Source organism: Actinomycetota bacterium (assembly GCA_035536535.1).
In the GTDB taxonomy this organism is placed as follows: Bacteria; Actinomycetota; JAICYB01; order JAICYB01; family JAICYB01; genus DATLNZ01.
Genome location: DATLNZ010000088.1, coordinates 13,978 through 32,005 on the forward strand (window position 1 = coordinate 13,978; position 18,028 = coordinate 32,005).

At 70.0% G+C, this 18,028-nt stretch carries 12 protein-coding genes; 6 read left to right on the forward strand and 6 right to left on the reverse strand.

Annotation, left to right across the window (positions count from 1 at the left end; all coding sequences use genetic code 11):
* Position 1 precedes the first annotated feature (1 nt).
* The 4 genes from VNE62_06200 to VNE62_06215 are packed head-to-tail and all read left to right on the forward strand — an operon-like array spanning position 2 to position 8,103.
* Positions 2-1,657 (forward strand): hypothetical protein, encoded by a 1,656-nt coding sequence (locus VNE62_06200; GenBank protein ID HVE91873.1) that lies wholly within the window; start codon positions 2-4, stop codon positions 1,655-1,657.
* A complete protein-coding gene (locus VNE62_06205; GenBank protein ID HVE91874.1) occupies positions 1,654-2,652 on the forward strand; it encodes a MoxR family ATPase in 999 nt (332 codons plus the stop codon). Before VNE62_06200 ends, VNE62_06205 begins: the two co-directional genes overlap by 4 nt.
* A gap of 5 nt (positions 2,653-2,657) precedes the next feature.
* Positions 2,658-3,524 (forward strand): DUF58 domain-containing protein, encoded by an 867-nt coding sequence (locus VNE62_06210; GenBank protein HVE91875.1) that lies wholly within the window; start codon positions 2,658-2,660, stop codon positions 3,522-3,524.
* A gap of 37 nt (positions 3,525-3,561) precedes the next feature.
* Positions 3,562-8,103 carry a VWA domain-containing protein gene (locus tag VNE62_06215; GenBank protein HVE91876.1) on the forward strand — a complete coding sequence of 1,514 codons (4,542 nt, stop codon included), beginning with the start codon at positions 3,562-3,564 and terminating at the stop codon, positions 8,101-8,103.
* A 6-nt stretch (positions 8,104-8,109) separates the two neighbouring features.
* Here VNE62_06215 and VNE62_06220 read toward each other — a convergent pair whose 3' ends face one another.
* Genes VNE62_06220 through yajC form a run of 4 tightly spaced genes read right to left on the reverse strand, consistent with a single transcriptional unit; the run spans position 8,110 to position 11,441 of the window.
* On the reverse strand, positions 8,110-8,637 hold the full coding sequence (locus VNE62_06220; GenBank protein ID HVE91877.1) for an adenine phosphoribosyltransferase: 528 nt from the start codon (positions 8,635-8,637) through the stop codon (positions 8,110-8,112).
* Positions 8,638-8,641: 4 nt separating this feature from the next.
* Positions 8,642-9,742, reverse strand: a complete 1,101-nt coding sequence (gene secF, locus VNE62_06225; protein HVE91878.1) for a protein translocase subunit SecF — start codon at positions 9,740-9,742, stop codon at positions 8,642-8,644.
* On the reverse strand, positions 9,739-11,124 hold the full coding sequence (secD, locus tag VNE62_06230) for a protein translocase subunit SecD (GenBank protein HVE91879.1): 1,386 nt from the start codon (positions 11,122-11,124) through the stop codon (positions 9,739-9,741). Before secD ends, secF begins: the two co-directional genes overlap by 4 nt.
* Complete coding sequence (gene yajC, locus VNE62_06235) at positions 11,121-11,441, reverse strand: preprotein translocase subunit YajC (protein HVE91880.1); 321 nt, start codon at positions 11,439-11,441, stop codon at positions 11,121-11,123. The genes secD and yajC overlap by 4 nt, the downstream gene beginning before the upstream one ends.
* An 80-nt stretch (positions 11,442-11,521) precedes the next feature.
* On the opposite strand from yajC, the gene VNE62_06240 reads away from it, so the two are divergent.
* Positions 11,522-13,504 (forward strand): thioredoxin domain-containing protein, encoded by a 1,983-nt coding sequence (locus VNE62_06240; GenBank protein ID HVE91881.1) that lies wholly within the window; start codon positions 11,522-11,524, stop codon positions 13,502-13,504.
* Here VNE62_06240 and VNE62_06245 read toward each other — a convergent pair.
* Positions 13,501-14,235, reverse strand: a complete 735-nt coding sequence (locus tag VNE62_06245; protein ID HVE91882.1) for a histidine phosphatase family protein — start codon at positions 14,233-14,235, stop codon at positions 13,501-13,503. The two genes, VNE62_06240 and VNE62_06245, sit on opposite strands and share 4 nt — an antisense overlap.
* Positions 14,236-14,262: 27 nt before the next feature.
* On the reverse strand, positions 14,263-14,757 hold the full coding sequence (locus VNE62_06250; protein HVE91883.1) for a hypothetical protein: 495 nt from the start codon (positions 14,755-14,757) through the stop codon (positions 14,263-14,265).
* A 558-nt stretch (positions 14,758-15,315) separates the two neighbouring features.
* Here VNE62_06250 and VNE62_06255 point away from each other — a divergent pair.
* Positions 15,316-18,028: AAA family ATPase (locus VNE62_06255; GenBank protein ID HVE91884.1), on the forward strand; the 2,713-nt coding region annotated here is incomplete at its 3' end.

Here is an 18,028-nt window from a genome sequence, read left to right on the forward strand (position 1 = left end):
CATGGCCACCTTCGACGCGCTCCTCAAGTCGGTCCGCAGGCGGCTTCGGCTCGCGTGGGGTGCGACCACCGCGGTGCTGTGGGGTCCGGCCGCGGTCGCGGCGGCGCTCGCCCTGGCCATCGCTGCACGGATGCGGCCCCTGGCGTGGGCCGAGCCCGCGGCGCTGGCCGTCCTGGTGGTGTGCGCCGTGGGGATCCTGCTGGCGGCCGTGGCGATCCGCATCCCGGACAGGTCCACAGCCCGGGCCGCCGATCGCGGACTGCGCAGCGGCGACGTGATGGCGACCGCCCTGGAGGTGAGGTCCGCGCCCGAGGGACCGTTCACCGCGCATGTGCTGTCCAGGGCGGAGAGGCTGGCGAAGTCCACGAGTCCGGCGGCGGCCATCCCGGTGCGGGTGGACGTCCGGCGCGCGGTCACGTCCGGGCTGCTGCTCGCCGTTGTCGCCGGCCTTCTGTTCGCGCCGAACCCACAGGACGAGGTCCGGCGCCAGGCTGCCGTCCAGCGCGCGCTGCTGGACTCCGAGGCCGAGAAGCTTCGCAAGGCCGCGCGGGAGCTGGCCAAGGCCCCCGGCGCCACGGAGGCCCAGAAAGATGTCGCCAAGGAACTGAGCGAGCTGGCCGCCGCGCTGGAGAAGGCCCCGGACGCCACCGACGGAAAGAAGGCCGTCGACGCCGCCGCCCAGCAGTTAGGCGAGAAGCTGGACCCGAACCTGCTCGCGTCCAAGGCCGCCGCCACCGGACTGGAGAAAAACCTGGGAACGCAGCCGCTGCCCGGAACCTCCGGAGGCGACGCCGCAAAGCAGCTCGAGGACTCGGCCAAGGCGCTGGAGTCGATGACCCCCGAGCAGCAGAAGCAGGCGGCGGACAGGCTTTCGTCGCTCGCGGCGACCCAGTCCGCGGGCAATCCGAAGGCCGCGGCCGACCTGACCAAGGCTGCAACTGAGCTGCGCAACGGCAACGCTCAGGCCGCCGCGGAGGCCATGCGCGGCGCTGCCAACGCCCAGAGTGGAGCGACCGGGAAGGTCGCCGACCAGGAGACGGCGGCCGGCGCAGTCGGCGCCCTGGGGGCCGTCCGCGAGAGGCTCGACTCGGGAGCCCAGGGCCAGGAGGGCCAGCAAGGACAACAAGGCCAGCCGGGCAGCCAGGGCCAGCAGGGCCAACAGCAAGGGCAGCAAGGGCAGCAAGGGCAGCAGGGCCAGCAAGGACAACAGCAGGGCCAGCAGGGCCAGCAGGGCCAACAAGGTCAGCAGGGCAGCCAGGGACAACAGGGCGAGGGGCAACAACCCGGTCAGGGACAGCAGCCGGGTGCCGGTCAGGGCCAGGGTCAGGGACAGCAGGGTCAGGGACAGCAGGCGGGAGGCAGCCAGGGTCCGGGACAGGGCTCCGGAGGCGGGCCCCCGTCCACAGCGAAGATCTTCGACCCCCTGCTGTCGGGAAACCAGGAGGTCCAGGTCCAAGGTCAGGAGACGGGCGAGTCGTCCGGCGAACGGCTGGACACCAGCGAGGGCCCGACCGGGCGCGGCAGCGCGCAGGTCCCGCTGAGCCAGGCGCTGCCCCGGTACCGGCAGGAGGCGACGCGTGCGCTGGACTCCCTGGAGATCTCGCCGTCGGTGCGGTCGCTCGTTCGCGCCTACTTCGACAGCCTGGGCGAGATTTGATCTCCCCGGAGCAGTACGCGCAGACCGCCGCGGCCATCGAGTCGCAGATCGGCCGCGTCATCGTCGGACAGAAGGACCTCGTCCGCCAGGTGCTCGTCTGCCTGCTCTGCGAGGGACACGCGCTGCTCGAAGGCGTGCCGGGACTGGGCAAGACGATGCTCCTCAAGACGCTTTCGCAGTCGGTGGAGCTTCAGTTCTCGAGGATCCAGTTCACCCCCGACCTCATGCCCGCGGACATCCTCGGCACCCAGGTGCTCGAGGAGCACGAGGGAGGACGCCGCAGCTTCGAGTTCCGCGCCGGTCCGGTGTTCGCCAACCTGGTGCTGGCCGACGAGATCAACCGGGCGACGCCGAAGACGCAGTCGGCGCTGCTCGAGGCGATGCAGGAGCGCGCGGTCACGGTGGCCGGCCAGACGCGGATGCTGCCGCGTCCATTCTTCGTGATGGCGACTCAGAACCCCATCGAGATGGAGGGGACCTATCCGCTGCCTGAGGCCCAACTGGACCGCTTTCTTCTCAAGGTCCTCGTGCAGTTCCCGCCCGCCGAGGACCTCGTCCAGGTCGTGGACCGCACCACCGGCTCCGACACGCAGTCCGCCGAACCCGTCGCCGACGACGCGACGCTGCGAGAGATGATCGAGCTGACGCGCCAGGTCCCGGTGGCGTCGCACCTGGTCGAGCACGCTGTCGACCTCGTCGTCGCCACGCACCCCGGCTCCGAGCGGGCACCGGACGCCGTCAGCCGCTTTGTGCGCTTCGGCGCATCGCCCCGGGGGGCCCAGGCGCTGGTCCTGGCTGCCAAGGCGACGGCACTTCTGGATGGACGTCCGAACGTGTCGATCGACGACCTGCGGGGCGTGGCTCCCGCCGTCCTGCGGCACAGGCTCGTCCTGGGCTACGAGGCCCCCGTCGAGGGGTTCACCGCCGACGACGTGGTCACCGCCGTTCTCGAGCGCGTGCCGGAGCCGGCCGCAGGGGTGAGAGGGGCTCCGTAGCGCCGGTGGCCGAGCCGCTGCTGGACCCGGGCCTGCTCGCCCGTCTCGAGGCGCTCCAGCTGCGCTCGCGCCACAGGCTTGCCGGACTGTTCTCCGGCGAGCACCGGTCCTCGCGACACGGCTCGTCTCCGGACTTCAGCGATTACCGGACCTACTTCCCCGGCGACGACTTCAGGCGCGTGGACTACACGCTGTACGCGCGACTGGACGTCCTGCTCGTGAAGCTGTTCGAGGCCGAGGACGAGCTGCACCTGCGGCTGCTGGTCGACACGTCCGGGTCGATGGGCGCGCACGGCAAGCTGGCTGCGGCCAAGCGCCTCGCGGCGGCGCTGGGATTCGTCGCGCTGGTGAACCGCGACCCGGTCAGCGTCCACACCTTCCCGCTGGACAGACCCGCGCCGAGGTTCCTCGGGCGGTCGGCGTCCGGTCCGCTGTTCGCTCACCTGGAGTCGCTGACGGCCTCGGGGACCACACCGTTCGCGGCCGCTGCGAGCAGGCTGTTGTCCCGTCCCGGCCCCCGTGGAGTGACGGTGCTTTTGTCCGACCTGCTGACCGACGAGTGGGAAGCAGGACTGAAGCGGCTGCCGAGCCGCGGTGGGGACCTCGTCGTGGTGCACGTCCTGGCCCCCGAGGAGCTGGACCCCCCGATGGTCGGCGACCTGGACCTGCTGGACCGCGAGGACGGCACACGCGTAGAGGTCAGCCTGTCGCCCGAGACGCTCAAGCAGTTCCGGGCGGACGCCGCCGCGTGGGCCGACGGGGTCGCCACGCGCTGCCGGCGCGCAGGTGCGGCATACCTGCGCCTGGACCCCGCGGCCGACCTCGAGCCGCTGCTGCTGGGCGCCTGGCGCGAGGCGGGGGTGCTGCGGTGACCGCGCTCCGGGCACGTCCACGGACCGAGGCGGCGCGATGAGGTTCGCCAACCCGGCGGGACTGCTCCTCGGCCTCCTGGCGATCCCGGTCGTGCTTCTGCACATGCTGCGTCCCAGGCGCAGGGCCGTGGAGGTGTCTTCCACATTCCTGTGGTCGCGAGTGCAGCGCACCGTGTCGGCCGCGGTGCCGTGGCAGCGGCTGCCGCCGACGCTGCTGCTCGCCCTTCAGCTTCTCGCCGTGGCGCTGCTGGCCCTCGGTGCCTCGCGTCCGGTGCGCGTGACGGACGCGCCGCTGTCCCCGCACACGGTTTTCATCTTCGACTCGTCGGGGTCGATGGGCGCGCTGGACGGACGCCCCGACCGCACCGCGCTCGCGCGAGCCGAGGCGCTGAGATTGCACCGCCAGCTTCCGGCCCAGGGACTGGCCAGTGTCGTCATCGCCTCGAGCCGTCCGCAGGTGGTGCTGTCGACGAGCCCGGATGCCTCGTCGTTCCGGGACGCCGTGGACGCCATCAAGCCGACGGCAGGGGCCGCGGACTTCGCCACCGCCTTCACGCTCGCCGAGAGCCTGGAGACTCCCGAGGCGCCCGTCGGGTTCGTGCTCCTGTCCGACGGCGGCCTGACCGAAGACCAGCGCCGCCTGATACCGCCCGGGACGAAGTGGGTGAAGACGGGGTCCAAGCGCAACAACCTGGCGCTCACGCGGCTGACCGTCGAACCGCGCGGGGCCGGCATCCACGCGCGCGTCACCCTTCGCAACACCGGCACCCGGGACGCTCGGCGGACGCTGCGCCTGTCCGTGGACGGAGCCCAGGCCGTGGACACGTTCGTCGTCGTCCGGCCGGGAGCGACGATCGAGCGCGAGCTGGACCTCCCGCAGGGCGACCGGGTCCGCGCGTCGCTGACGGGATCGGACCTGCTGCGCTCCGACGACAGCGCCTACGCCGTAGCCGGACGCCGTCCGGCCGTCCGGGTCATGCACGCCGGACCGGACAACCCTTACCTCGACCGCCTTCTGGCCGCGATCCCGGGCGTCCAGGTGGAACGCTCGCCGGCGTCGCGTCCGGCCCCCGGATTCGACCTGGCGATCTACGACCGCGTCGAGGTCCCGCGCGACCCGGCGGCCCCGGTGTGGGCGATTGCGCCACCGGGGGGCATGGACGGAATCCACGTGGCCGGCGAGGTGGAGCAGCCTGCGGTGACGCTCGTGGAGACCGGCGACGACCTGCTCGAGGGTCTGGACCTGTCCGGGGTCGGGATCGCCAAGGCGCAGCGTCTGGTCCCGGAAGGCGACGAAGTGCTCGTGGGGGCCGAGGGGGCGCCGCTTCTCGTCCGGGGGATCAGGTCCGGACGTCCCGTCGTGTACCTGGCGTTCGCGCTGGACCAGAGCAACCTTCCGCTGCAGATCGCGTTTCCCGTGCTCGGCGACCGGCTCGTCACCGCACTGACGGGTGCTGCGCCACCGCCGGCCGACCTGCGGTCCGGACAGCCCCTGCCGATAGCCCAGACGGGACGCGAGCTTGTGGTGTCCGGACCCGGACAGCCGTCCATCGACCTGCCACCGGGGGCGGCTCCCCCGCTGGCCTCAGCCCCCGGGTTCTGGACCGTGAAGGAGAAGACGGCGGACGGCGCACCGCGGGGCACCGAGCGGGTGCTGGCCGTGAACGCCGACCCCGCCGAGTCGTCCATCGCGCCGGCGGACTCTCTCCCGCAGCCCGCCAGGGCGCGCGACCGCGGACAGCGCCGTCCCGCCGGCGAGCTTCCCCTCCTGCCGTGGGTCGCCGGGATCCTGGCCGTCGTCATGGGGGCCGAGCTGTGGCTCAGCCGCCGTTCGGCCGGCGTGTCCGCCCGTCAGTGGCGGTGGGCGCTGGGGGTCCGGGCGCTGATCGCGCTCCTGCTCATCGGATCGGTCCTGGGCTTTGCGGTCCCGCGCACCGGCAAGCACGTGGCGACGGTGTTTTTGGTGGACGCGTCGGACTCCATGGGTCAGGACGGAGTCGCCGCGGCCGTGGACTGGGTGCAGGACGCGCTGCGCCGCCAGACTCCCGAGTCGCGCGCGGGCGTCGCGTTTTTCGGCGGCGACGCGCGACTGGAGCACGTCGTGCAGCCGGAGCTGGAGCTGCAGGGGCAGCACGTGAAGGTGGAGGCATCGCAGACCGACCTGGCCGAGGCGCTTCGTCTGGCCGAAGCCGTGCTTCCGTCCGACGCGCGCCGCCGGGTGGTGGTCGTCTCCGACGGCCGGCCCACCGAGGGCGACGCCGCAACGGAGGCCACGCGGCTGCGGGAGTCGGGGATCGCGGTGGACGTCCACCCCATACGGCGGGGCGGGGGCGCCGACGTCGCGGTCGCCCGCGTCGACACGCCGAGCGTGGCGCGGGAAGGCGACGCCTACTCGGTGCGCGTGACGCTGGCCTCCACGGTCCAAACGGCCGTGCGCGTCGAGCTGGAGCGCGACGGAAAGACGGTCGACGCGCGGGCGGTGGACGTCCAGCCCGGAGAATCGGTCGTCGAGTTCCCGCAGTCGGCCGGGCCCCCGGGGTTGATCCGGTACGTCGTGCGGCTGACGGCCCAGTCCGACGCGATCAAGGAAAACGACATCGGCTTCGCCGCGGTCCGCGTCGAGGGACCGGCGCGCGTGCTGCTGGCCGAGGGACGTCCGGGGGCCGCGGCACCGCTCGCAGGCGCGCTGGGCGCCGGAGGCATCCGCACCGAGACCGTCGCGGCGGGGGCGCTCCCGGCGCTGGACGTGCTGTCGACGTTCTCCGCCATTGCGCTGGTGGACGTGGACCGCGCGTCGCTGTCGGACAACCAGGTCGCGTCCCTGGGATCGGCCACGCGCGACCTCGGACGAGGGCTGGTGGCCATCGCCGGCGACCAGTCGTTCGCGCTGGGCGGCTACCTCGACAGCGATCTCGAGAAGCTGCTGCCAATCGTCAGCGACATCAAGGACCCGAAAAAGCGCCAGCCGGTCGCGCAGATCCTGGTCATCGACTCCAGCGGCTCGATGTCCCAGGGCGGACAGCAGGGGGCTCAGGCGATCGACCTCGCGAAGGCGGCCGCTGCGCAGGCGCTCAAGACACTGAAGCCGACCGACGAGGTCGGGATCATCGCCTTCAACAGCCAGCCCCGCTGGCTGCTCCAGCTGCAGCGCAACCCCGGCGAGGACGCGACGGTCTCCGCCCTGCAGGGACTTCGCGCCGACGGCGGGACGGCACTGCTGGCGCCGCTGCAACAGGCAGGCGAGGCGCTCAAGGCCAGCAAGGCCTCCCGCAAGCACGTGATCATGCTCAGCGACGGTCAGACCGGGGAGCCGGGGCTGCGCGAAGAGGCGGCGCGCATCGCCAAGACCGGGGTCACCGTGTCGTCCATCGGAATCGGGTCCGGGTTCGACCCCGGGCAGATGCAGGGGATCGCCGAGGGCGGCAAGGGACGGTTCTACGCGGCGACCGACCCGGCGCAGGTCCCCAAGCTGCTCACCCAGGAGACCGTGCTCGCGTCGCGCAACTTCGTCAACGAGGGCAGGTTCCTGCCGCGCGTGGTGTCGCGCGACGATCCCGTCCGCGACCTCACGGGCTCGCCGCCGCTGCTCGGTTACCAGGCGATAACGGCCAAGCCGGCGGCGTCCACCCTGCTGGACATTGGCGAGGACCAGGATCCACTGCTGGCGACGTGGCGGGTCGGACTCGGCCGCGCCACCGCCTGGACCAGCGACGCAGGCGCCAGGTGGGCCCAGCTGTGGGCGGCGTGGGGGGGCTTCCCCGCGTTCTGGTCGGCCGTGGTCAAGGACACGTTCCCGCTCGGCGGAGCGTCCGGAGCAGGGGTTCGCGCCACCGTCGAGCAGGGACGGCTGCGCGTGACGGTGGAGCGCGAGGAGCCTTGGCCGGACGGAGCCGTCGCGACGGCGCGCGTGTCGGCCCCCGCACTGGACGGCACCCCCATGGCCCTGGAGCGGACGTCGCCGACGACGTTTTCAGGCGATGCTCCGGCGACGCAGACAGGCAGCTACTCGGTGGGAGTGGAGGTGACGTCCGGGGACACGACGGTGTTCTCGTCGGTGGCTATCGCCAACCGGTCCTACTCGCCGGAGTACCGTCCGGAGGACCCCGACCCCGGCCTGCTGGAACGAGTCTCGAAGCTGTCCGGGGGCCGCGGGTCCATCCGCGCGTCGCAGGCCTTCCAGCCGCAGGGACTCCGTCCGGGCCGCGGGTCGATCCCGCTGTCCGGGTGGTTTTTGTTGCTCGCCGCCCTGCTATGGCCGCTGGACGTCGCACTGCGCCGGCTCGTGATCGGACAGGCGGTCCCCCTGGCCGTGTCGGCCACCCGCCGCAGCGCCGACAGCATCCGCTCCCGCCTGCGCCGGCTGTCCCCGCCCTCGCTCAGCCGCGGGGAGACGGCACCCGCGAGGGGGCCGCGTCCGAGTCCCGTGTCTCTGGGTCCCGAGGCCGTGCAGCCTTCGCAGCCCGAGCCCCCGCAGCACCCGGGGGCCGAGCCCCAGCCACAGGACGCACGGACCGAGACCCTGCAGCGGCTGCTGGACAGAAAGCGCCGGATCAGCGGCGGAGGCCCGCCGGACGACTAAGGGCGCTCAGTACGTGACGAGCGAGTAGGGCTCGACTCCCGTCAGCTTCGAGCGCCCGTTCAAAAAGCCCAGCTCGATGATGAACCCGGCCCCGACGACCTCGGCCCCCAGCTGGGCGACCAGGCTCAGCGCCGCGGCCGCGGTGCCCCCCGTGGCGAGGACGTCGTCAATGAGCAGCACCCGGTCGTCCGGACCCAGGGCGTCACGGTGAAGCTCGAGGTTCTCCGTCCCGTACTCCAGTTCGTAGGCGATGGACTCCGTCTGCCACGGAAGCTTGCCCTTCTTGCGGGCCGGGACAAACCCCGCGCGGAGCCGGTATGCCACGGGGGCGCCGAGGATAAAGCCGCGCGCCTCGATTCCTACGACGCGGGTGGGACGCATCGGCTCGAAACGCTCCACCAATGCGTCCACGATGGAAGCGAAGGCTTCACCGTCGGACAGCACTGGGGTCAGGTCCTTGAAGACGATCCCCGGCTTCGGGAAGTCCACCACGTCGCGGATCAAAGCCCGGACGCGATCGGCGCACTCGCTCACGGCGTCAGCGGCGTCGCTTGCGCTTCTTCGGCCTCGGCTTGGGCGGGCGGTGCTGTGGCCGGCCGGCCGAAGGAGTTCCCACTGAGGAGGAAACTGCCTCCGGCTCGGCGGGCTGGACCGGCGCCGCCGGCGTCGTCATGAACCGCGGTCCGGACGGCTCTGCCTGCCGTGCAGCGATCCTCGCCCTCAGCTGCGACCACCTCGTCTCGCGCTCCTTCCAGGCCGCCAGCACGGGGACGGCGAGGAACACCGACGAGTAGGCGCCCACGGCGATTCCCAGGAACAGTGCCAGCGCCAGCTCGCGCAGCGTCTCGGCCCCCAGCAGGTAGGACCCCACGAACAGAAGACTTCCCACCGGCAGTAGCGAAACCAGGGACGTGTTCAGCGACCGCACCAGCACCTGGTTCAGCGACTCGTTGGCAATGTCGGAGTAAGTCTGCTTGCCGGCCGCCGACAGGTTCCGCGACCTCTCCCGGACGCGGTCAAAGATGATGACCGTGTCGTAAAGCGAGTAACCCAGGATCGTCAGAAGAGCGATCACGGTCGCGGGGGTGACGACGAAACCGATCAAAGCGTAGATTCCCGCCGTCGCGATGAGGTCGTGAACCAGAGCGAGGAGCGCCGAACCCGCCATCTTCGGCTCAAAGCGCAGCGATATGTACAGCGTCACCACGACCAAAAAGGCCAGCAGCGCCCGCAAAGCCTTGGCGGTGATCTGCTGCCCCCATCGAGGGCCGACGTCGGTGACGTTCACCTCGGCCTCGGGGACCCCGGCCTCCCGTGCGAGCTTGCTCTTCACCTCGGTTTGCTTCTCCGGCTTGAGGTGTTCCGTCTGGACCAGAAAGCCCCTCTGTCCGACCTTCTGAACGACCGGCTCGTCGATTCCTGCCTCCTCGACGATGCGCTCGAAGTCGTCGACGGTCGCCCCCTGCTTGGCCTCCACCTGAAACGAAGTACCTCCCTTGAACTCCAGCCCCAGGTTGAGCCGGCGGACCGCAAGCGACCCGATGCTGAGCACCATGATCGCTGCCGATATCAGAAGCCAGCGCTTGGTCTTGCCGACGAAGTCGTAGGTGAACCCGCCGCGCCGAAGCCTTCGCATCATGTGGCGGCAGTCACCTCCTTCATGCCGACCCTGGCGGCGCCGGCGCCGCTGAGCTTCGTCTTGCGGGACAGCAGGGCGATGGCGGGGTGCGTATAGAACTTCAGCAGTGCGATGTCCAGCAGGGCCGAGATCCCGAGCGTCAGGGCGAACCCTCGCACCGGTCCCACCGCCAGCAGGTACAGGATGATCGCCGCCGTGAAGGCCACGGAGTTGGCGGCGATGTTCGTCTTGATGGCGCTGGCGAACCCCCGGTCAACGGCGCTGCGGAAGGTCTTGCCTTCCTTCAGCTCGTCTTTTATCCGTTCGAAATAGATGATGTAAGAGTCGGCGGCGATACCCACCGACACGATGATCCCGGCGATCCCAGCCAGCGTCAGCGTGAAGCCGCGCCAGACACCGATCACGCCGATGATGCCCATGAGCATCGCGGAAAAGATCCCCAGGCCGAAAAGGGTCACGAGCCCGAACAGCCTGTAGAACAGCAGCATGTAGATCGCGACGGCGGCCAGACCGATCATTCCGGCCATCAAACCGGCCTTGAGCGAGGCGCTCCCGAGAGTGGGACTGACGACCTGGTGCTGCTGCGGCTCCAAGGTGATGGGCAGCGCACCCGTCTGCAGGACGATCGCCAGCTCCCGTGCCTCCTTTTCTTCGAAGCCGCCGCTGATCTGGGCCTCGCCCTCCTCGATGACCGTTTCGACCACGGGAGCCGAGACCACCCCCTCGTCCAGCACGATGGCCAGCGCGCTCTGCGGCTGCTGGCCGGGCGGGGGGGCGAGCCTACGGGTGATGTCCGCGAACTTCTCCCGTCCCTGGCGCTTCAGCTCCAGGCTGACCAGCCATTGTCCTGCTGTCTGGTCGAACTGGGCCATGGCGTCGTCGATGTCCGAACCCAGCACGGCCGCCGGGCCGAGCTTGAAGACCTGGCCTTTGGTCTCCCGTCCGCTGCCCGTGAAGAAGACCTCGGAGCCGGCCGCGTCCTCCGTCGAGATCTTCCAACCTTCCCCTTCCTTTTCCGCGTCGGCCTCCGACTTCACGTCCAACACGGGGCGGAAGCGCAGCTCTGCCGTCTTGCCGATGACTCGCAGCGCTTCGTCGGGGTCCTTCACGTCGGGCAGCTGGACGATGATGTTGCGGTCGCCCTGGCGGGAGATGTCCGGCTCGGCTACGCCCAGGCTGTTGACGCGGTCGCTGATGATGTCGACGGTCTTGTCCAGGGTGTCGCTTTTGACCTTGCCCTTGGCCGCGAGAACCACGGACAGGCCGCCGCGAAGGTCCAGGCCCAGCTTCGGACGCCAATTGAAAACGGTCAGGATCAGGACGCCGAACCCCGCCAGAAGGAGCACGAGCGCAAGCGAGATGACGTGGCGGCTGGTCTTCACCCCGCGTCCTCGATCTTTCTTGCCACCGATCCCCTGTCCACCTTTATGACCACGTTGTCGGCCACCTGAAGCGAAAGGGTGTCGTCGTCCACGCGCCGGATCGTGCCCACGATCCCGCCCGCGGCGACCACCCTGTCGCCCTGCTTGAGCTGGCTCATCAACGCCTGGTGCTGGCGGACCTGCCGCTGCCGGGGCCTGATCATCAGCAGGTACATGGCGCCGAAGATCACAAGGATGGGAAGAAAGCCGGCGATGGGGTTCTCCTGCTGCTTGCCCGCCCCCTGGGCGAGCAGCAGCGCGAGTTCTGTAGTCGTCATGGCGGCAACATCCTAGCCGACCCCGGCTGGACGTCCGGGAGGCGGCGCGGCCCGCCTTGGGGTCGGCTACGGTGGCCGCCGTGAGCCCCAACCGCCTGGCGGCCGAGACGTCGCCGTACCTGCTCCAGCACGCGAACAACCCCGTTGACTGGTACCCGTGGGGCGACGAGGCGTTCGAAGAGGCCCGCCGGCGCGACGTGCCGATCCTGCTGTCGATCGGGTACGCCGCCTGCCACTGGTGCCACGTGATGGAGCGCGAGTCCTTTGAGGACGCCGAAACGGCCCAGCTGATGAACGAGCTGTGCGTCAACGTGAAGGTGGACCGCGAGGAGCGTCCGGACGTCGACTCCCTTTACATGGACGCCGTCCAGGCGATGACCGGCCACGGCGGATGGCCGATGACCGTGTTCATGACGCCGGACGGCATCCCGATGATCGGCGGAACGTATTTCCCGCCCGAGGATCGTCACGGCATGCCCTCCTTCAGGACGGTTCTCCGCTACGTTGCCGATTTGTGGGTGAACAGGCGGCCGGACCTGCTCGCGCAGGGCAACGAGCTCATCCAGCGCATCTCGCAGTCGATCCCTGCCGCGTCGTCTGAGCCGCTGACCGACGCCCTGCTCTGGGGCGCCGCGCGTCAGGTGTCGTCCGTTCACGATTCCGAGTTCGGGGGATTCGGCAGGGCCCCCAAGTTTCCCCAGTCCCCCGTCCTGGAGTTCTGCCTGCGCGCGAGGGCCCGGGGGGCCGCGATGCGCGGGCTGCTGGACACGACCTTGCGCGCGATGGCCCTTGGCGGCATCTACGACCAGATAGGCGGCGGCTTCTCCCGCTACGCGGTGGACCGCCAGTGGCTGGTCCCTCACTTCGAGAAGATGCTCTACGACAACGCACAGCTGGCGCGCGTGTATCTGCACGCTTGGCAGACGCACGGCGACCAGTTGTACGGGCGCATCTGCGCGGAGACCCTCGACTACCTGCTGCGCGACATGCGCGACGACACAGGCGCTCTTCACGCAAGCGAGGACGCCGACTCGGAAGGCGAGGAGGGCAAGTTCTACGTCTGGAGCCACGAGGAGTTCATGGCTGTGGCTCCCGAAGCGGCCGGATGGTTCGGCGCCACCCCCGAAGGTAACTTCGAGGGGCACAACATCCTCACGGCCGGCGGTGACGACCCGCCGCTGGAGGCGCGGGCCAAGCTGCTGGAGGTCCGTTCGCGGCGCGTCCGGCCGGCCAAGGACGACAAGGTCCTGGCCTCCTGGAACGGACTGGCCATAGCCGCGCTGTCCGAGGCGGGGGCCGCGCTTGACCGTCCGGACTTTCTCGTCGCCGCTCGCGACGCGGCCTCCTTCGTGCTGGACGGCATGCGCCGCGACGACGGCAGGCTGCTTCACTCCTACCGCGCGGGCAAAGCCCACATCCCGGGGCTGCTCGAGGACTACGCGTACATGGCCGACGGCCTGCTCGCACTGTGGGAGGCGACGTTCGAGCCGCGGTGGCTGCACGAGTCGCAGCGCCTCGCGCGTGAAGCGATCGATCTGTTCGCCGACCCGCGCGGCGGAGGCTTCTACGCGGCGGCCGAGGGCGACGACGCGCTCGTCATACGCCAGAAGGACGTGTCGGAGAGCGCGACTCCGTCGCCGGGGGCAGTGCTGTCCCTGGTGCTGCAGCGCCTGGCGGTGCTGTTCGACGAGCCGGACCTCGCACGCCCGGCCGTGGACGCGCTTCGCGTGGCGCGCATCTACATGGACCGCGCCCCCCAGGCAGCCGCCACGTGGCTCGCCGCCCTGGACTTCTACCTGTCCACACCGAAGGAGGTTGTCCTGACGGGGGACCTCCGCTCCGACGCGGGACGCGAGCTCGCCCGCCAGGTCTGGACGACCTACCTGCCGAACGCGGTGATCGCCGGGAGGCCGGCTGTGTCTCCGGACCATCCGATCCTGCAGAAGGTGGCCCTGCTAAAGGACCGCGAGACGCAGGCGCCCACCGCATTCGTCTGCGAGCGATACGTGTGCAAGCTGCCGACGTCCGACCCGCAGGAGCTCGCCCGGCAGCTGACCTCCTAGAGCCGCTCCCCGCTGCCCTGCTGGGCGTCAGGGTCCTTCGACACGGGGTCCGGCTGTTTTGCCTCCGGGGCGGGTTCGGTCGGTTCCGGGAGTAGCGAGATCCTCTCCCCCACCGCCCTGAGCGGGCTTGCCGCCTCGAACCACCGCCCGACCAGGTTGCCGCTGCCGCGGCCCGGCCACACGTCCAGCATCCGCTCGAGGCTGGACAGACACCCGCCGTGCGTGACAACGAGGACTTCTTCATCCGGATGATCCTCAGCGATCCGTGCAAGGGCAGAGAGCACCCGCGCCTTGTGCGACTCCCTGTCCTCCCCGCCGGGGTAGCCGGTCAGCCGGCCCTGCCGCCAAGCGGCCATCTCGTCGGGGTAGTCCCGGGCGATCTCGGCATGCGTCCGGCCCGTCCATTCCCCGACGTCGATCTCACGCAAGCCGTCGTGAATCTCAGGGGGCCGGAGGCCCAGCCCCGCCGCGATGATCTCAGCCGTCTCCCGCGCCCGCCGGAGGCTGGAAGCCGCAACGGCCCCCCGAAGCCCCCGCAGCCGCGAGACCGCAGCGGCAGCCTGCTCACGCCCCACCGGCGACAAAGGCGGATCCCCCCACCCCTGCCACCGCCCGAGCGCATTCCACTCAGACTCAGCGTGCCGAACAATCAAAAACCTGGTCACCAGCAGAAGGTACGACTTCCTAGCGCCGAGGCGTCTTCGCTGCTGTGGCCGCCCGCCATGCTCCACCTTCTCCTCCCGGTCTGGCAGCCCAGATCAGCAGCCGAAGGTGCTATCGGTCGGGCCAACCTCGAAAACCTCGAATGAGGGGTCCCGCTGGATTGTGTCTACGCATTCTCTCGATCCGCCGACAAAGGTGGATGTGTAGTCGAGATCGGAGGCAACGAACCACGACCGGTCGGAGGGCCACCACATGTTGGGAGGCACCCACCATTCGTGCCCTCCCTGGGGTGCCTCAAAGTGAAATGAACCGATCGCCCCCATAGGGCCTCGAAACAAGACGCAGGGCCGGTACAGATGGACTCTGGGCATCGAGGAGTAGCGAACGGACGTGGGGCCGTAACCCTCCCACAGAGCGAACACGCAGTCCTCCGGGGTCCTCGTGAACGACTCGAGAAGCTCGACCAGGCGCAGGGTCTGCTTCTCGTCGAGGGCATGTGCTGGTCGCTCGTGAGCCGGACGATCAACCCAACCAGCGGCCTCCTCAAAGGAAATCAACGGGTGCATCTTGGCCTTTGTCCGCTTGGCCAAAGTTTCCCAGCGAATTTCCTCCCAGCGATCCTCTTCCAATGAGATCCGGTGCAAGATCCGTAGATAAGCCTCGAATACCGGAGGCACCAGACTGCTCACCGTCGGCTCGCTCTCTGGCCCAACTTCCGACAACGTCAGCCGGCTGGCCACCGATGGCTCTGCCACCCACGTGCCCTCTGGCGGGACAACGTCCTTCCTCAAGAACCCCCTCCCGGTCGAGCCGTATAGGGCTTGCACTTATGCATAAGGAGCAACGGGACTCCTGTCCAACAGTGAATCCCGTCCGAGGGAATCTGTCGCACCAGCCGAGGCGCCGTGCTCGACGGGGAGTTCGCCAGCGGGACCCAGAACCCCACCACCGGGGGCGTGGGGAGTGGCGTGAGGGAGCGGTGGGGGGAGGGTGCCGGGCAGGGAGGGCGTGGCCAATGAGCGAGGCGCGAAGCGGCCGCGACGGAGGCGCCCGGTGCCCTCCCCCCACCGCGACGCACCAAACGCAACCACCTCAACCCCCCCCCAACCCCAGTTGCCCCCCACCACAGCCACCAGTACGTTCACCCCATGCCCGGACAGATCTGTGCCTCGTGCCGCCACGACAACCCCGCCGACTCCCGCTTCTGCGGCGAGTGCGGCTCCCGCCTGGGCGCCGGGCCTTCCTGTCCGGGCTGCGGCACCCCCTATGCGGCCGGACAGAGGTTCTGCAACGAGTGCGGACGCAGCCTGACGGCGCAACCGGCCCCCGCCAGCTACACGCCGCCGCACCTCGCGCAGAAGATCCTCACCTCGCGCAGCGCGATGGTCGGCGAGCGCAAGCAGGTGACCGTGCTGTTCACCGACATCAAAGGGTTCACCCGCCTGGCGCAGGAAGTCGGCATCGAAGAGCTCCACCGGATCATGGACGACTTCTTCGCGCTGGCCCTGCAGAGCGTCTCGCGCTACGAGGGGACCATCAACCAGTACGCCGGCGACGGGATCATGGCTCTGTTCGGCGCCCCCATCGCGCACGAGGACCATGCCAGCCGCGCCTGCTTCGCGGCGCTCCACCTCGCCGAGGCACTGGACCGCTACGCCCGAGACCTGCGGCGCGACAAGGGGCTTTCGTTCACGGTCCGAATGGGGGTCAACTCCGGAGAGGTCGTCGTCGGAGCCATCGGCGACGACCTGCGCCTGGACTACACCGCGGCCGGCAACACGGTCATCCTCGCCCGCCGCATGGAGGAGCTGGCCGACCCGGGCAGCATCTTCGTGACGTCGGAGACCGCGGCTCTCGTGGAGGGCTACGTAGGCCTGGACGACCTCGGCCATTTCAACATCCGCGACGTCCCGCGGCCGGTGCATGCGTACAAGCTGTCGGCCGGAGGCGACGTCCGGACAAAGCTTCAGCGGGCCCGCGCACGCGGATTCTCCAGGTTCGTCGGACGCGAGGCCGAGGTTGAGGATCTCGAGTCCGCCTTGGAGCGCGCCGTCGAGGGGTCCGGCCAGGTCGTCGGCGTCGTCGGGGAACCCGGCGTGGGCAAGAGCCGCCTCTGCTACGAGGTCGTCCAGCGGGCCAGGGCCCGGGGGCTGAAGATCATCGAGGCGCAGGCCATACCGCACGGCAAGGCCGTGCCTTTCGCGCCGGTGCTCGAGCTGCTGCGCGGGTACTTCGGCATCGCCGACCTCGACGACCCGGTTGCCGCGCGGCAGAAGATCGCCGGAAGCCTTTTGCTTCTGGGGGAGCGCTTTCGGGAGGTCCTGCCGCTGGTATTCGACTTTCTCGGCGTCCCGGACCCCAACCTGCCGGCCCCCCACGCACCGGGAGAGGTCCGGCACCGCCAGCTTTCGGGGGTCCTAGGACAGCTGGTGCGCGCGCGCAGCGACCGCGGTCCGGCGGTCGTCCTGCTCGAGGACGTGCACTGGCTGGACCCGGGCAGCGAAACGTTCATCGAGCAGCTGGTGGACGCCGTCCCCGGCACCCGGACGCTTCTGCTCGTGAACTTCCGTCCGGACCTGTACAGCGCGCCGTGGCTGAGACACCAGGTCCAGCTGCGGCCTCTTGGACCGGAAGCGATCGTGCAGATGCTCATCGACAGGCTGGGCAACGACCCGTCGCTCGACGGGCTGCCGGAGCACATCCAGGTGCGCAGCGGCGGCAATCCCTTCTTTGCCGAGGAGCTCGTCCAGGCGCTGGTGGACTCGGAAGCCCTGGTCGGATCCTGGGGCTCGTACAAGCTCGTGGCGCCGGTGGATCACACCGCTCTGCCGGCCACCGTCCAGGCCGTGCTGTCGGCGCGCATCGACCGGCTGGAGGAAAGGGAACGATGGGTGCTGCGGGCGGCTTCGGTCATCGGGCGCAAGTTCTCCGAGTCCGTGCTGCGCAACATCTGCGACCTCGACGACCACGAGCTCGCGTCCTCGCTGGACATCCTGCGCCGCGCTGAGTTCGTCCACGAGCGCGGGCCCGGCGATTTCTCCTTCCGCCACCGGCTGACGCAGGAGGTTGCCTACAGGTCGCAGCTCACCGAGCCCCGCGCCCGGCTGCACGCAGCCGCCGCAAGGACGATCGAGGACCTCGAGCCCGACCGCCTGGACGAGCTCGCGGCGCTTCTCGCCTACCACTGGACCGAGGCCGGGGAGCCGGCGCTTGCCGCGCGGTGGCAGACCAGAGCCGCGGCCTGGGCGGGCGTCAACGACCCTGAGGCGTCGCTGCGTCACTGGTGGGCGGCACGCGAGCAGATGTCGGCCATTCCCGAAGGGCAGGAGCGCGACAGGCTGGCCCTTGACTCCTGCGTCGGCATCCTCAACTCCGGCTCCCGGCTGGGTGTGTCGGTTGAGCAGTCGGCGCAGCTGCTCGAAGAAGGACGCCTGCTCGCCGAACGGCTTGGCGACACCAGGTCGCTGGCCCAGCTGCTGCTCGTCTACGCCCGGGCACGGGGACAGGCGGGGGCCGTCGAGGAGGCCCTTGAGCACAGCCTCGCCGCCGCCACCCTGGCCGAGCAGACGGGACTGCGGGGGCTGCGCATGGCCGCGGCCGTGAACCTCAGCATCTGGCACTGGCAGATGGGCCGGCTGGACGAGTCGGTGCAGGCGGCCGACTCCGCGCTCGTACGGGTGCCGAGCGACCTGCGAATCGGATCCGAGCACCTGGGGTCCAGCCCGTACATCTGGCAGGTGATGCAGCGCGGACGCGTCCTGCCGTGGCTGGGCAGGTTCGCTGAGGCAGAGCGCGAGCTGGACCGGGCGGTCGGCCTCGCGACCGAGCACGAGGAGATGGAGATCCTGTGCTGGGCTCACC

What these genes read in the sequence shown, in the direction of transcription:
- VNE62_06215 (HVE91876.1), top strand. Translation starts at nt 3,562, where the DNA reads ATGAGGTTCGCCAACCCGGCGGGACTGCTCCTCGGCCTCCTGGCGATC.
- secF (HVE91878.1), bottom strand. Translation starts at nt 9,742, where the DNA reads ATGATGCGAAGGCTTCGGCGCGGCGGGTTCACCTACGACTTCGTCGGC.
- yajC (HVE91880.1), bottom strand. Translation starts at nt 11,441, where the DNA reads ATGACGACTACAGAACTCGCGCTGCTGCTCGCCCAGGGGGCGGGCAAG.
- VNE62_06200 (HVE91873.1), top strand. Translation starts at nt 2, where the DNA reads ATGGCCACCTTCGACGCGCTCCTCAAGTCGGTCCGCAGGCGGCTTCGG.